This window comes from Polynucleobacter sp. JS-Safj-400b-B2, assembly GCF_018881975.1.
Classification (GTDB): Bacteria; Pseudomonadota; Gammaproteobacteria; order Burkholderiales; family Burkholderiaceae; genus Polynucleobacter.
The window spans coordinates 1-15,060 of record NZ_JACVPJ010000025.1 but is presented as its reverse complement, the minus strand read 5'-3'; the positions used below and the strand labels follow the sequence as shown (position 1 = coordinate 15,060).

12 protein-coding genes and 1 pseudogene are annotated in these 15,060 nt (G+C 45.7%); 6 read left to right on the top strand and 7 right to left on the bottom strand.

Going from position 1 to position 15,060, the window contains the following annotated elements:
- From ICN48_RS13535 to ICN48_RS13520, 4 genes are all read left to right on the top strand, one after another.
- A partial coding sequence (locus ICN48_RS13535) for an autotransporter outer membrane beta-barrel domain-containing protein (protein WP_216154210.1) occupies window positions 1-2,793 on the top strand: 2,793 nt, incomplete at its 5' end.
- 1 nt (window position 2,794) lies between these two features.
- Complete coding sequence (locus tag ICN48_RS13530; RefSeq protein WP_216154209.1) at window positions 2,795-3,643, top strand: FkbM family methyltransferase; 849 nt, start codon at window positions 2,795-2,797, stop codon at window positions 3,641-3,643.
- A gap of 20 nt (window positions 3,644-3,663) precedes the next feature.
- Window positions 3,664-4,338, top strand: coding sequence for a polymer-forming cytoskeletal protein (locus ICN48_RS13525; protein ID WP_216154208.1), 675 nt, complete (start codon window positions 3,664-3,666; stop codon window positions 4,336-4,338).
- Window positions 4,339-4,340: 2 nt separating this feature from the next.
- Entirely contained in the window at window positions 4,341-5,123 is a 783-nt protein-coding gene (locus ICN48_RS13520; protein WP_216154207.1) for a hypothetical protein, read from the top strand.
- Between the two features lie 1,049 nt (window positions 5,124-6,172).
- On the opposite strand, the pseudogene ICN48_RS13515 reads toward ICN48_RS13520, so the two are convergent.
- A pseudogene (locus tag ICN48_RS13515) lies at window positions 6,173-6,400 on the bottom strand (transposase); the annotation flags it as partial.
- 344 nt (window positions 6,401-6,744) lie between these two features.
- Between ICN48_RS13515 and istA the strand changes: the two are divergent.
- Together istA and istB are read left to right on the top strand one after the other, a co-directional pair.
- Entirely contained in the window at window positions 6,745-8,322 is a 1,578-nt protein-coding gene (istA, locus tag ICN48_RS13510; protein WP_216154205.1) for an IS21 family transposase, read from the top strand.
- Window positions 8,323-8,361: 39 nt separating this feature from the next.
- Window positions 8,362-9,132, top strand: a complete 771-nt coding sequence (gene istB, locus ICN48_RS13505; protein ID WP_216154204.1) for an IS21-like element helper ATPase IstB — start codon at window positions 8,362-8,364, stop codon at window positions 9,130-9,132.
- A 275-nt stretch (window positions 9,133-9,407) separates the two neighbouring features.
- On the opposite strand, the gene ICN48_RS13500 is transcribed toward istB, so the two are convergent.
- The 6 genes from ICN48_RS13500 to ICN48_RS13475 all read right to left on the bottom strand — a co-directional run bounded on the left by ICN48_RS13500 (window position 9,408) and on the right by ICN48_RS13475 (window position 14,843).
- Window positions 9,408-10,031: a hypothetical protein gene (locus ICN48_RS13500; protein WP_216154203.1), complete on the bottom strand. Its 624-nt coding sequence runs from the start codon at window positions 10,029-10,031 to the stop codon at window positions 9,408-9,410.
- A 51-nt stretch (window positions 10,032-10,082) separates the two neighbouring features.
- Window positions 10,083-11,144, bottom strand: coding sequence for a thiamine pyrophosphate-dependent enzyme (locus ICN48_RS14140; protein ID WP_370624238.1), 1,062 nt, complete (start codon window positions 11,142-11,144; stop codon window positions 10,083-10,085).
- A gap of 18 nt (window positions 11,145-11,162) precedes the next feature.
- Window positions 11,163-12,523 (bottom strand): IS3 family transposase gene (locus ICN48_RS13490; protein WP_216154202.1). Its coding sequence is split into 2 segments (ribosomal slippage): window positions 11,163-12,064 and window positions 12,064-12,523, totalling 1,362 coding nucleotides; the frame shifts between segments, so codons are not numbered across the junction.
- Between the two features lie 45 nt (window positions 12,524-12,568).
- On the bottom strand, window positions 12,569-13,261 hold the full coding sequence (locus ICN48_RS13485) for a thiamine pyrophosphate-binding protein (protein WP_216154201.1): 693 nt from the start codon (window positions 13,259-13,261) through the stop codon (window positions 12,569-12,571).
- A gap of 48 nt (window positions 13,262-13,309) precedes the next feature.
- Complete coding sequence (locus ICN48_RS13480) at window positions 13,310-14,524, bottom strand: cytochrome c (RefSeq protein ID WP_216154200.1); 1,215 nt, start codon at window positions 14,522-14,524, stop codon at window positions 13,310-13,312.
- 46 nt (window positions 14,525-14,570) lie between these two features.
- On the bottom strand, window positions 14,571-14,843 hold the full coding sequence (locus tag ICN48_RS13475) for an ion channel (protein WP_216154199.1): 273 nt from the start codon (window positions 14,841-14,843) through the stop codon (window positions 14,571-14,573).
- Window positions 14,844-15,060 lie beyond the last annotated feature (217 nt).

Genomic DNA, 15,060 nt, shown 5'->3' with positions numbered 1-15,060 from the left:
GCTGTTGATGTTGTCTTAGGAAGTGGCGCTACTCAAACAGTTTCTAGTGGCGGTGTTGCCTCAGGCGCTGAAATTTCTTCTGGCGCTACGCAAACCATCTCCGCCGGTGGTACTGCTACGGGCACCAACATAAGCTCCGGTGGTAATCAAGCGGTCTCAAGTGGCGGTGTGGCGAGCGATACCACGGTGCTAGCATCTGGATATCAAATTGTGAGTTCAGCCGCAGTTGCTATTAGCACTAACCTATCTGGTGGCAGTCAACTTGTTTTATCTAGTGGTTTAGCCAGCAATACCCAAATCGCCTCTGCTGGCTATCAAATCATCAGCAGCGGTGGTACCGCACTCAATACAACCGTAAGCAGCGGTGGTAACCAAGGTTTATATGGCGGCGCCATTGTCAGTGGCACCACCATTTTGTCCGGCGGTACCCAAAGCCTTAATAGTGGTGCTTCTACAGTTTTAACCACAGTGAGTGCAGGCGGCATCCAAGGCGTAAGCTCTGGCGGTATTGCCATTAGCTCGATTCTGTCTGCTGGTAGCCAGGTAATTAATCTTGCTGGTATTGCTAGCAATACCCAGGTGCTAGCGTCTGGCTATCAAATCGTTAGTAGCGGTGGTACCGCTATAGTGGCCACCCTCAGTAGCGGTGCTCGTCAAGATGTCTATGGTGTTGATTCTGGTGCTATTGTCTTAGTAGGCGCTGTTCAAAACATCCTTTCTGGTGGTTATGGACCTAGCTCAATTATTAGCGGTACACAAAATGTGTCTGCTGGTGGTTCTGACCTCGGTTCGATCATCTACAGCACCGGTATCCAAAACATCAGCTCTGGCGGTATTGCTACCAGCGCCATCCTCTCAGGTGGTACCCAAGCGATTGCAGCTGGCGGTTCTGCTGCAGAGGCTGTTGTGAGTTCTGGTGGATCCCAAATTGTTCAGGGTGTTGCAATTAGCACAATCGCTCTAACTAGTGGGCTTGTGGTTGTCAGCTCTGGCGGCACAGCCATCGATACCCTACTAAGCGGCGGCACCCAGTCTGCTTTATCTGGATCCTTAATATCTGGTGTAACGTTAACTGCTAGCGCCAATCTGAGACTTGATGGAAATATATCGGGTTCAATAATGGCTAATGGAGTTGCTAATAGCATCTATCTTGGCGCAAATGCTAACCCGATGAGCCATGTAACCTTGTCAGCTATGAATTCGGGCAATACCCTTGCGCTCTCAGGGGCTGTGCTCTCGGCTATAGGCGATGGTATTTTGGTGAATGCCGCCCTTACATCAAGCGGTACATTAAATGCATCCGGATGGGGTACTGTTAGTCTGCAAAGCGCAGCTAGCCTAGTGCTTGCTGCAAACCAGTCTGCATTATTTGGGCCAAGCGTTGCTAGCAGCAACACTTTGGCGGTTTCTTCGGGCGCATCCGTTCAAACGGTAAATAATGTTGGCATAAATGCAAATCTGATTAATGCGGGTACCGTGAATCTAGGTGCGCTAAATGCAACCACTGCACAAGGGGGTGGTAGTGGCTCCCTAACGGTTTCAGGAGGCTATGTAGGTAGCGGCGGCACCTTGGCTACCAATGTTGCTTTGGTTGCTGGTACGGCTAATCAGTTAATAGTTTCAGGCTCAGTGGCAGGCAGTACAAATGTTGTTGCTCGGGTTATTGATGGAGGAGTGGGTAGTAGTGGTCAAGCCATCTTGCTTGTGAGTGGCGCAGTTAATACTACTAATTCAAACGCATTTACCATTGCAAATGGTGGACGTGTAACTGGTAGTCCTTATCTATGGTCTATGACTGCAGGATCCTCAGGCTGGTATTTGAGTGAAGGAGGCTCCAATGGTGCCCCAACCTTGCAATCTGAATATGCGGGTTATGGTGTTTTGCCTGCAATAGCGCATCAGTTTGCATTGACTGGGGTCAATGCGATGGCTCGGCGAATTGGCGGCATTCAGCGCAATGAGGAGGCTGATGGCCTTTGGATGCGCGGCGGCGCTCAGCAAATCGCTTATGGAGCAAATCCTGGATTTGCATTGAATGGACAGCTCTATAGTTTTGATTTTGGCGTTGATACGATACAGAGTATTGGTGACCAGGGTCAGAAAAATCCTATGAAATCTGCTATTGGTACTTGGGGCTCGCTAAAGCAGGGCAGCTTCAATACCTTGGCTAGCCAAAATACTGGAAGCGCTGAGGTGGGTGTAAAGGGCTACAACCTAGGTCTGTATGCTAGCGTGTTTGATAAGGCTGGAGCCTATGTGGATGCTACTGGTCAATTTGGTAATATGCGGGCGCAAGTATCTCCGCAGGGTTATAGCGCAACTGCAAAGAGCAATTTATTCGGGGCGCTATCAGTGGAAGCTGGCAAACGCTATGAAGTTTTATCAAATTTGACTGTGGCGCCGATTGCTCAGGTGAACTACACCCAGACACCAATTTCTGGCTTTACTGATCAAAATGGAAATCAAGTCTCCTATTCTGGCATGGGTACTTTTGGTGCGAAAGCAGGAATGCGTATTGAAGGCACAGTCTTTAGTCAAGATGGCACAGCTATCAAGCCGTCGATTACGCCGATGATCGGATCTCAATTCAAGCCTAACCCAACCATGACCATTAATTCACAGCAGTACGCATTAAATTCAATGGGTACATGGGCTGGACTAGAGGCCGGAATTAATGGGCAAATTACCAAAGGTGTAACGCTTTACGGTACAGTATCATGGCAGCAGAGTGTTTCAGGCACTGGATATCAGAGTTACGGCGGTACCTTGGGGCTTAGATTTGATTTGAAATGAGATGACTCAATTAAACAATAATTCTCTTTATCAAATTGTGGAATACCGCGACGGACGGGCATTCATTAACCCGAATGACTATTACATCGGGCAGGCTTTGGCGGAGTACGGAGAATATTGCCAGGGTGAAATTGAGCTATTTACGCAGATTGTTCAGCCCGGAGATATTGTATTTGAGGTAGGCGCAAATATTGGTTCACATAGCGTCTGGCTGGCAAAGCGGGTTGGCAGTGGTGGGCGCTTATATGCGTTTGAACCGCAGAGGTTAATTTTTCAAATGCTTTGCGCCAATGTAGTTCTGAATGACTTGTCCAATGTTAGGTGTGTTAATGCGGGACTGGGTAAGGTGGCTGATACTGTATATGTCCAAGAGCTTGAGCCCAAGCTAATAAATAATTTTGGAGCATTTTCGCTGCTCGATCGCGCTGGGCAAGCCGGAGAGTCCACCGAAATTAAAACCTTGAATGAATATGACGTTCCTTCTTGTAAGTTCCTCAAAATTGATGTGGAAGGCATGGAGAGAGATGTGATTGCCGGGGGGAGTCAATTTATTAAATTACACCGCCCCGTGATATATGTTGAGAATGATCGACCGGCGTTTGCAAAAGAGTTGACAACCTTAATTGATTCTCTAGGATATAAAATGTTCTGGCATGCTGTGCCGCTCTTTAATCCGAACAATTACAGGTTAAAAAAAGAAAATATTTTTATGAATAAGGATGGCTTGCTTGAGAGCTCCTTGAATATGATTTGCATCCATGTCAGCGATCAACGCTTTTCTTTGCAGAACCACTTCACCCAGGTTTTTCCGGGGGAGCAGTTTAAGCCGCCGTCAAATTTTAAAACTTAACCAAGAAGAGAAAGCTCGAAATGACTAAAGTCGGTGTTCAAGGTAATTTATCTAACCATGGCGATAATGAAGATGTCATTTTTATGATTGGGAGTAATTTTTTGGTCAAAGGCGATATTATCGGTAACGGCATGCTGATTCTGATGGGCAGGGTTGATGGGAATATTCAAACAGATTCGCTCGTCATTCATCCTTCTGGTGAAGTTTTGGGCGATGTTACAAGCAAGCAAATTGATGTTAGCGGTAAAGTTACAGGCGTAATACAGTCTGATAAGGTTGTTGCTAGGGCTGGGGCTAGGGTCGAAGGAAGGGTTAGATACTCTGAAATTTCTATGGAGGCTGGAGCGATAATTTTAGGCCAGTTGGAAAAAGGCGCACCTGATATATTTAAACGCAATGAGGTGGACTCTGCTGCCAATCCAACCCATGCTTTGATTGAGTTCCCCCCAGAGATAAAATCGTTAATTACCGCTTCTGGTGTTGTGGATAAGGTCGTCTTAAAGACAAAAGAGGGGGACATAACTGCCGACTGGGCGGTAGTCTCTGGCGACGGGCTTGGACTGCTGATTAATCGCGAGCTGTGCAATGCAATGTTACAAAAAGGCCAGCAAGTCCAGGAGTTGTTGTTGGAACACCAGGGAAATGTCTATCAAATTAACCTGCCCGATCTCTCATTACTGTTGGGCTCAAAATAAGCATGTCCGCGTTTATTTTACCGATGAGCTTGCAGTTTATGGCCAATAGCTTACGTTACTTGCTAATAATCCTTGCTCTGGCCGCTATGAGCGAGCTTGCTGTCGCACAGAGTCATGAATGTACTTCAGAGATCGCTCAGAGCCAAGAATTGTCTAAATCCATCAATAATTTGCGACCGCAAATTAGCGAGTTTTCACAAAATTTAGATATGCAAATTAGGCAGTTACGCCTACAGTTAGCGGATATATCTTCGGGTGTAGCAACGCTAGAGTCAAGCACTCAACCATTTCAAGATTCGTTGAATAAAATTTTCACTCAAACTTCTAATCTGAAAGAAATGTACAACATGATTAATTTGAGCATGATGTTGATTCTTGTGATGCTGGGAATGCTTGCGGTCCTTTTGGCCGTCACATTTTGGCAGATTAAGTTAGTCAAGAGTTGGGGCAGTCACGTTGATCAAAGCCCCTCAAAAAATGATTCAGACGTATTTTTGAGCCCTCATCACCCCGGCGCGCATGATGAGGTCGAAGGGGGCTCTGCTATAAGGCCACCGACACTCTTGGGAAAAGAAAAATCAGTCATTGAACGTTTTAGGGGGGGAGAGGTCGATAGCAACACGCGACTTATGCAGTCTTCAGCACAATCTGTTCAAAGTGTTGTGCCGCCAGTAGACATTTCCGAGATAGTTGATGCTGCGACCAAGAGAGCGATGAATGTATTAGGTAAGCCAATAGCAACCGCCCCTCATCAGTCTTTTACAAAGAGCGATAGTAGGTTTTAATTTTTTCGAGGTAAGTTTTATTTGAATCTGCTTGAGACCTTGTTGCGTGATAGGCAGCCCAGTAATAATACTAAAAAAACAGCGATTGTTCGGGTTTGTTATGGACGTCTTGGCCAGCTATTAAGCGCCGACATTAAAATTTCCAGTGGAGACCTGAATGTTGACTCTAGAGCGCTTGAGCATGTAAGAAAATTACCCCACTCTGCGCTGCATCACCCAGGCAGGCACAAGAAGAGAAGATTGAATCAATGGTATGAAATACGTTATTTTGAGGATTAGCGATTGATGCTGCTGTGCCACACGGTACTGGACGAGCGTTGGTGCGCCCAATTCCTTAGACTGAGCCGTCTAAATCACTTTTGCGCTTCAAGTCTATAAGGCCGCAGGTGACTGAGTTAACGCACGGGTCTATCTGTTAGCCAGCCCTTAACTGGGGTCATCTAGAGTTCGCAAGCAACCTCCTTCGGGGTGAGTATGCTGCAATTGCTGATTCTGGATTATTGCTGTGTCAATTGCTGGGCAACGTGAGATTTGACTTCAGTCGCGACGCCAAGTGGCAGTTTATTATAGAGACTAAGCCCCGTATTTCTCGGGGCTGGCCTTGCACGCAGGATTTGTGAGTGCTGGATTATGCATCAGTGCAACTTGATCGTTATCAATCGCCATCATGTTGGCCGCCCTCGGACCAGAGCAATAGGTTGGAAGAGATCCTCGATTTATCTTTGCAGTCTGGAATGGGCTAGAACAGGCGATTGACAAAGCCGAGGTCACTAAGAGGATAAAAAAATAAATGGGTCTTTTGCTAGTGCGGCTGCTTGTATTTGCCATATACATTTTGCGAATTGAATATAAAGCTGCGGTGCTAACCATGCGATTGAACGTTTTTTGCCTGGCAACACATCTAAAAAAACTCGCCCAGAAATGAGCGAGCATAAAAAACAGCCATTACTTAACAACAACTTCACTTGAGTGCTTATTCTATCTGGGGAAAGCTCTAATAGTTACCCCCATATTTAAGGGGGGGTTACCAGGCCAGCTCTCGCTCACCACTTTTTTACGGCAATCTCCTTCATGACTTCAATCTTGAGATCGCGCTCTGCCAAGATCTTCTTTAGACGGCCGTTCTCTTGCTCGAGTTGCTTTAAGCGTTTGACATCATCCGTACCTAGATCGCCAAACTTCTTACGCCAGATGTAAATCGAGGGTTCGCTGACCCCGTGGCGCTTAGCAACTTCTGCAATCGGACTACGATCTGCCTCTTGCAATATCCGAACAATCTATTCGTCTGAAAACCGAGCCCTCTTCATACCTGCTCCTTAGGTTGAAGGAGTCATTATCTCTAAAAGCTTTTGGTCTGAAAATCCCAGGGCAGGTCATACCTACAACGCTCAAGGCCAAAATACTGGCTCATCGCAGATAGATAATGGCCAAACTGCGTATTCCAGACCAGCGTGAACATCCATTCCAGCATCGTGAACGGTCATTCCAGATTGAGCGTGAACATCTGTTCCAGAATTAGCGTGAACGATTTTGCCTAAATTTCTGGAATAGATTGTTGTTTTCCTGGGGTATCTGAAGGTAGTTTGACTAACCAGATATGGTGGAGCCTTTTAGGCTCCCCATGTCCAGTAAACCGATTACCATGCGAAAAATTAAAGAAGTGCTGCGTTTGCGACTGGCCTGCGGCCTGTCTTTTGGTGAAATTGCCAGGGCATTGCAATTATCTAAAGGGGTTGCAGCCAAATATGTTGATTTAGCACACCAGCGCAATCTAGACTGGGCGGCAATTGAGTCGCTTAATGAAGTGCAGCTTGCTAGTCATCTGCTGCCTCGGAATACAGCACCCCAACGTGGCTCTCAATATGTCCTCCCCAACTTTGCACTGATACACCAAGAGCTTAAAAACAAATGCATGACTTTGCAGTTGCTTTGGCACGAGTACGTCGCCAGCACAGAGGGCAAGACTTATAGCTACTCGGCCTTTTGCGAACACTACAGTCGCTTCACCAAAACCCTCAAGCTCTCCATGAAGCAAATCCACAAAGCCGGTGAAAAATGCTTTGTCGATTATGCCGGTCCCACCATCCCCATCATTGATGTTCTGACTGGGCAAATTACCAAGGCGCAGATCTTTGTTGCCGTTCTGGGGGCTTCAAGCTATACCTTTGCATTAGCAACGAGAGCGCAAAAGACCGAAGACTGGTTGTTGGGTCAGCGCAAGGCCTTTGAGTATTTTGGTGGGGTAACGCAGGTCATCGTTCCGGACAACCCCAAAAGCCTGATTGCCAACCCCGATCGCTATGAACCGCAAGTGGGCAGATCGTACGCCGAGTTCGCCGCTCATTATGGCTGCGCCGTAATCCCAGCCCGGCCGCGCAAACCGCAAGATAAGAGCAAGGTCGAAGTAGGCGTGCAAGTAGTGGAGCGCTGGATCTTGGCTAGGTTGCGTCACCAGCAGTTTTTTAGCTTGGCTGATCTCAATATTGCCATTGCCAATTTACTGGAAGACTTAAACACCCGCCCCTTTAAAAAATTGCCGGGCAATCGCCGTAGCGCCTTTGAATCTATCGATAAACCTGCACTCAAACCATTGCCTGCCACCATCTTTGAGCCTTGTTCCTGGAAAAAAGCCAAGGTAGGCATTGATTACCATGTCGAGTTAGAGCATCACTATTACAGCGTGCCTTATCAATATGCGCGCAAGCATGTTGAGCTACGTTATACCGCTAGCGTGGTTGAGGTTCTGTGCGAAGGCAAGCGCATTGCCGCTCACCCCAGAGTAATCCGCACCGGTTATAGCCATGGACTATCTTCCCAAACGACCGTAGCGCAGCATATGCCAAAGGCACATCAAGCTCATCAACAATGGAGTCCGCAGCGCCTGCTCATCTGGGGTAAGGAGATTGGCATGTCCACCCAGATGCTGGTATCACATCTGCTCTATCAAAAATCGCATCCTGAGCTGGGTTATCGCGCCTGCTTGGGTTTGCTAAGCCTAGCTAAAAAGTACAGCAAAGAGCGGCTAGAGGCGGCCTGCGCGATTGCAGTAAGCAATAATGCGATGACCCAAAAGAGCGTGTGTAATATTTTGGCAACCAAGCTCGATTTAGCGCCTGCAAACAAAGCCCCTCCCACCCCAAAGAGCGCACAGCAACTACCACTGCATGAGAACGTACGTGGTTCTCAGTATTACCACTAATTTTTTAACCGCATCATCAACCAATAGAAGGATAAGTAGATGCTTCACCAACACACCATCACCCAGCTTCAAGCACTAAGATTAGAGGGCATGGTCCTTGGCCTACAAGAGCAATTTACGCAAAGAGCGTCAAGCGATCTCTCGTTTGAAGAACGTCTTGGACTCTTGGTGGATCGAGAGCTCACCTACCGAGAGAACAAAAGGCAGGCAAGACTGCTCAAAAGCGCCAAGCTCAAAGTGTCTTCAGCTTGCTTGGAAGATGTCGATTACCGCCCTGGTAGAGGCTTGGATAAAAAGCAGGTGGCTAGCTTTGCTAGCTGCGATTGGATACGAGGAGCGCAAAGTATCTTGCTCACTGGCCCTGCTGGTGTGGGTAAGACTTGGCTAGCCAGCGCCTTGGGATTACAAGCCTGCCGAGCTGGCTTCTCGGCGCTCAATATGCGTGTGCCTAGAATCTTTGAAGAGCTGCGAGTAGCACATGCGGATGGTACGTTTACTCGCAAACTTCAATCGATAGCTAAGGTTGATTTACTCATCTTAGATGACTGGGGTCTACATCCCTTAAACCAAGAGGAACGCTCTGATCTTCTAGAAATCATGGATGATCGTGTTGGCACCAAGTCCACCATTATTACCAGCCAGCTTCCAGTGGAGCACTGGCATGAGTATCTCAATGACCCCACCTTGGCTGATGCCATCCTTGATCGGATTGTGCATCAAAGCCACAAGATCAAGCTCAAAGGAGAATCGATGCGCAAGCAAGAAGTAGAAAGCATAGCGGAAATGGGTAAAAAACCAAAGTCAGCGTGAACGATTTATTACAATAAACAAACCTTCTGATCCCGAAAGTTATCGTTCACGATCAATCTGGAATAGGCGGTCACGATCGCTGGAATACGCAGCCAAACCAATTACTACAGCCCTGCTGGCGCCTATTAAGGTACCAATACAGCCACTCCAGCGCCACTGCAAGTAAATACAACCATCAACACGCCAAGACAGGCCTCACATGCACCAGTGATGAAGGGTTGCTAAACACATACTGCAACTCGGTTGATTTAGACAACAGAATGCAAATCCCAGTATCAATTATTAGCATTTGAGTTCTGCTGAATCAAAGCCTGCTCAAGCCTACCAATCCACTCAAGACCCTTCCTTTTAACCAGATCAGAAAGTGGGTCTGCGGGATTTTGGCTCTGCAGCTCATACTCCATATCTTCCAATTTACGAACAACCTCTAGAACCTCTTGATTTTGATGTCCAATTAATTGATATAAGTTAAAATATAGAACTGATAAATTAATTTTTTCAACATCAGGATTTATTGGGGTTTTGCTTTGAAAAACACCTCTTAGGGCAAACTCACCCTCTTTATTAGTTTTAGCTTTACGCCAAAAATACCGCATATTCTGAATGCGATTGGCAATTTCAAATTGAAGAGTTATGAGCTGAGTTTTATTGTGAAGTTTCTCTTCATAGCGATGTTGCATTGTTTGGTAGAGGCCAGCGCCGCCAGTTACTAAAACCGAAGACAAGAGCCACATGCCAACATTGCTATTTAGAAATTCTTGAACCTTGTTCCAGATACCTTGCTCAATAGCTTTAAGCTCTTGTTCCACTGCACCAGCCTCTGAACGGAGCTTTCTTGCAATGTCATGGCGATAGCGCTTCTCGGCTTTAATTGCTACCTTCTTTTGTTCATCTAACATGTGTTTATCGCAATCTATTTAAATATATGTCACTAGGTGCATTTTTAAGGCTTAAATCTCGTGCTTAGCACTCTGCAATGTATTTGCCATCAGCGTTTCCACATCGGCAATGCGGCCATTTAAAATTGCCTTGGCACTGTAGGTCGCCATCCCTACAACATTTCCCAGGTCAATAGATGGAGGCATAACTAACTCTGAACGATTGGTATAGACATCAATTAGTGCTGGTCCCTTGTGAGCTAGAAACTCCTGCATTACTCCATCAAGCTCAAGAGCATTTTTAACTTCAAATGCTTTGATGCCAACAGCCTGTGCAATCTTGGCAAAACTAGGGTTATGGAGATCTGTATAGTTATTTAATAAACCCTCGGCCTTCATCTCTAACTCTACAAAATCAAGAGCGCCGTTATTAACGACAACGATCTTAATTGGCAAATCTTCTTGATTAATCGTCAGTAGATCACCCATTAGCATAGCCAGACCACCATCGCCGCAGAGCGCTATTACTTGACGATTTGGGTATGCCTTCTTAAGTCCAAGCGCCATGGGCATACTATTGGCCATAGTTCCATGCCTTAAGCTCATCAAAAATTTTCTCAAGCCATTTACTTTGATGTGCCGAAGAGCCCAAACCCAGCATGTGCCTGTATCGGCAGTAAATAAAGCATCTTCATCTGCATATTGACTCAATAATTTGGCCATATATTGAGGATGAATTACCTTGCCATCACCAATCTTCTCTTCTGCCTTAAGTATTGCCTGCGTCTTTTTCGATACCTCTAAACATTCATTCAGGAATTGATCTTCAGAACGCTCCTCAAGCATTGGGATCAATTTTTCCAATGTTGGAATGACATCTCCTTGAAGCCCAAGAGTAATTGGATGCCTTCTGCCTAACCTTGCTGCATCACGATCAATTTGAATAATTTTGGCATGCTTAGGATAAAACTGACCCCAGGCAAAATCAGCGCCAAGCAATATCAGGGTATCGCATTCCGACATCATATGAAAACCAGAGTGAATTCCTAATAAGCCTGTCATGCCCACGTTATAGGGATTATCGTAGGCAACGATATCAGTAGCTCTTGAGGTATGTGCAATGAACTGACCCACAAAAGTTGGACAGTTTAATTAGGTTACCAGAAGGGATTGAGTTCGGTATTGCACCGGGCTTAATCCCTTTAGTTTTTGCTTGATTTGATCATGGTTGTAGTAATGGATATATTCCTTTAACTCGGTTTTAAATGATTGAACACTTTCAAACTTCTTTTGGTAGAAGAACTCCGTTTTCATCATCCCAAACCAGTTCTCCATCACGGCGTTATCTAAGCAGTTCCCTTTTCTGGACATGCTTTGAGTAATGCCTTGCTCTTGCAGAGCCTGTTGATAAAGCCCCATTTGATACTGCCAGCCTTGGTCTGAGTGCAAAAGTGGTTTATCTGCTGGCCCCAGGTGTTTAAAAGCCTTTTGGAGCATCTGTATCACCGTCTTGATCTGTGGTCGATCCGCCATCTCATACGAGATGATCTCTTGGTTATATAAATCCAAGATGGGGGATAGATACACTCGCTCGCCTTTAATGTTGAACTCCGTGACATCAGTCACCCACTTTTGATTGGGCTTGCTAGCAGCAAAGTTACGCTCCAGTAGGTTTGGGGCTACCTTGCCTACTGCCCCCTTATAAGACTGATAGCGCTTGGGTCTCACAAGGGACTTCAGCCCTAGTTGCCCCATCAGCTTTTGGACGGTCTTGGGGTTGAAGTAATACTGTTGATTGCTCAGCTCTAAATGCACGCGACGATAACCATAGCGACCCTGATGCTGGCGGTAGATCTCTTGGATCTGCGTCTTCACTGCAAGATAGGAGTCAGCCTGGTGACTTTGCTGCACATGGTAGTAATAAACACTTCTGGCCATCTTGGCCACAGCCAAGATGATCTGTAGAGGGTATAACTGCCTTAACTCAGTAATTACTTGGACTTGTTCTTGCTTGCCAAGTGCTTTTGCTGGGCTAAGGCTTGTAGCTTTTTTAGGTAATCAGTCTCCACTCTGCGGTACTCAAGCTTTTGCATGAGCTCTTCTGGAGTCATTTGGATGACTGGTTTGTTGGTGGGAACAAACGGTTTGAGGGGTTTTGACATCGGTGGCCGTCCCTTGGGCTTGGGTTCTAGGGCTGTAATACCACCTTCATTGTAGAGGCGTTGCCAAACGGCAATCGAGCTAGGAGCGGCAATATTAAAGCGGGCTGCCGCTTGGTTAATCGAGAGCTGCTTTTGTGCCATCGCCTTTAACACCGATAACCTAAAAGCGACAGAGTGGTGAGTGTAGGTGTTAGCTAGACTTTTATGACCATGGATTCTGTAGGCATGAACCCATTTGCGGACATGGGTAAATTTAACGCCATACCGGTTTGCCGTCGCTGTAAATCCTTCTTTGCCTGACAGGTAGTGATTGATGACCTCTAGCTTGAAGTCTTTGCTGTATTTGGACATGAGACTGACCCTTTAAAGTTGGATTGGGTGTCCAACTTTTGTGGGTCAGTTCACAATGGGTGCTTTTAATTTTTTGGCAAGATCAAGCAAGAGATCATGAGCTCCTTGACAACCAATTCCAGCATAAATGCCAACCTTCTTACCCGAAGCCATTATTTCAGCCGCTTTTTCCAGGTCTACTTTAGCGGGAACGCAAATCGATTTGGGGAAATGCACGGAATATTGAATCGCATCTTCCACTTCCGTTTTGCTGATATCAACAGGCAAAATAATGACGGCGGGACCCTGCTTGCTAATAGCGGCCTGGCAAGCTAATACAGCAACATGTCTAGCCTGCTCAGCGTTATAGACTTGCTCACAAAAAACTGAACAGTCTGAAAATACCTTTTGATAGTCGACCTCTTGTGGCATATCCATACCCAGAGTCATGGTATCAATCTGACTGGCGATCACAATTAATGGAATACGAGCGCGATGAGCCTCATATACACCGTTGATTAAATGCAAGGTTCCTGGCCCACACGAGCCTGCACAGCCAGCAAGATTACCGGTCATATAGGAATCTGCGGTTGCAGCAAATGCTCCAACCTCCTCATGCCTGGTGTGAATCCATTCAATACTACTTTTAGATAAAGCATCAGTCACATAATTTAGGGTATCGCCTACAACTCCATATATATGCTTTACACCAGCAGACTCTAAAACTTCCACAAGCACTTGGGCTGCATTTTTTTTCATTTAAGTTTCCTTATTGGATACATTGCTCAATTACGCTACAGATAGTTTTTAAATTCCTGGGTTAGCTCTAATATTTTTCACCATCGACTGCGTCACATTGGGCGCAGCAGAATTACCCCAGCTACCACGAACGTAATTACTTAGCTGAGCAATTTCCTCGTCATTTAATCGAGAGGCAAATGAAGGCATTGGAATATATCCATTTCGACTACCAATTCCCCTAATGATGACTTTGACAATATCTGCCCCATTTGGAGCTATCACAGCGGGATTAGAAGCTAACGGCGGTATGATATTTTGAATTCCCCGCCCATTTGATTGATGACAGCCGCTACAGTTATCGATATACAAGCGGGCACCTTCACTCTTTGATTTATCAATCGTCTTAACTTGATTATTTAGGCTTGAACTCGCTGGCAAAGTTTTAAGGTAAACGCCCATGGCCAACAAATCACTATCACTTAGCCTGCTTGTGCTGTTATGCACAACCTCCTGCATAGGCCCAAGGGCGGTGGTTTTTCCTGGGTACTTTCCCGATTTAAGATAGTTGGCAATATCTTGGGCAGTCCAAGACCCTAAACCTGTACGTAAGTTAGATGTGAGATTAAGTGCAAACCATCCATCCACCAGCGCACCAGTAAATGCCTTAGATTGCTCAATTGCTCCCATAACATTACGTGGAGAATGGCACTCGCTACAATGCCCCAATCCTTCAACAAGATAAGCTCCGCGATTCCAAGAGGCAGATTGAGAGGAATCAGGCTTAAAGAAGCCTGGAGTAAAAAATAACTCACGCCAAAACAGCATTGTTGAACGAATATTGAATGGAAACTCTAGGTGATTTATCGAAATTTCATTGGATACTGGCTTGATGGTCTGTAAATAAGCGTAAATTGCATCGACATCCTCGCGACTAACCTTGGCATAAGATGTAAAAGGCATTGCAGGATACATATCCTGGCCTTTTTTGTTTACACCGTCATGGATTGCTCTAAAAAACTCATCTTTACTCCATGACCCAATGCCAGTCTTCACATCAGGGGTGATATTAGGAGTTAAAAGGTAGCCAAAAGGCGTATTCATTCTGAGCCCACCTGCAAAGGGCTGGCCCCCAGGGGCAGTATGGCAAGATATGCAATCTCCAGCCGTAGCAAGATACTCCCCTCTTTTTTCAGGAGTTTGAGCGAAGGTGAGATTGACTGCAAAAAGCAAAAGTGTCGCAGTGCCATTTAGCAATGCTGGAAGAAACTTTATTTTTTTCATTTAATGACTTTCAGATATCGACTTTTAATGAAAAATGATTGGCAACTTACTTATTTTTATTACGCTCAACCAATAAAATCTGGAGCATATTAAAAAGCCCAGCGCCTGAGATAGAAACTGCAAAAATTCCAGAAAAGGCTATAACTAAGGGTAGGCCACGCCATTCAGGCGATAGTTGATAATTTCCATATCCCACGGTGGTATACATCTCTCCGGCAAAATAGAACGAAGCTAGCGGATCTGAAAAAACGCCCATACCATCTAACATGTAAGCATAAAAGAGCAGATCCATCATGTGAGTGAGCACAATCAGAAACATAACAAAAGCGTAAGGCAGAAAACTTACTCTTGCTTTCCAGCTTACAGAGGTTCCCGTAATGAAGCGCCCGAAACCTCTTGTGATTGAAAGTGCGTATTTCAGCGATCGTGACCGCCCGTTTCAGATTGATCGTGACCGGCTAGGTTCTGGTATTTGAAGGTTCGTTTATTGTAGTTTAGCGGTCACGATACCTTCGGTTTTTTACCTATTTCCGTCG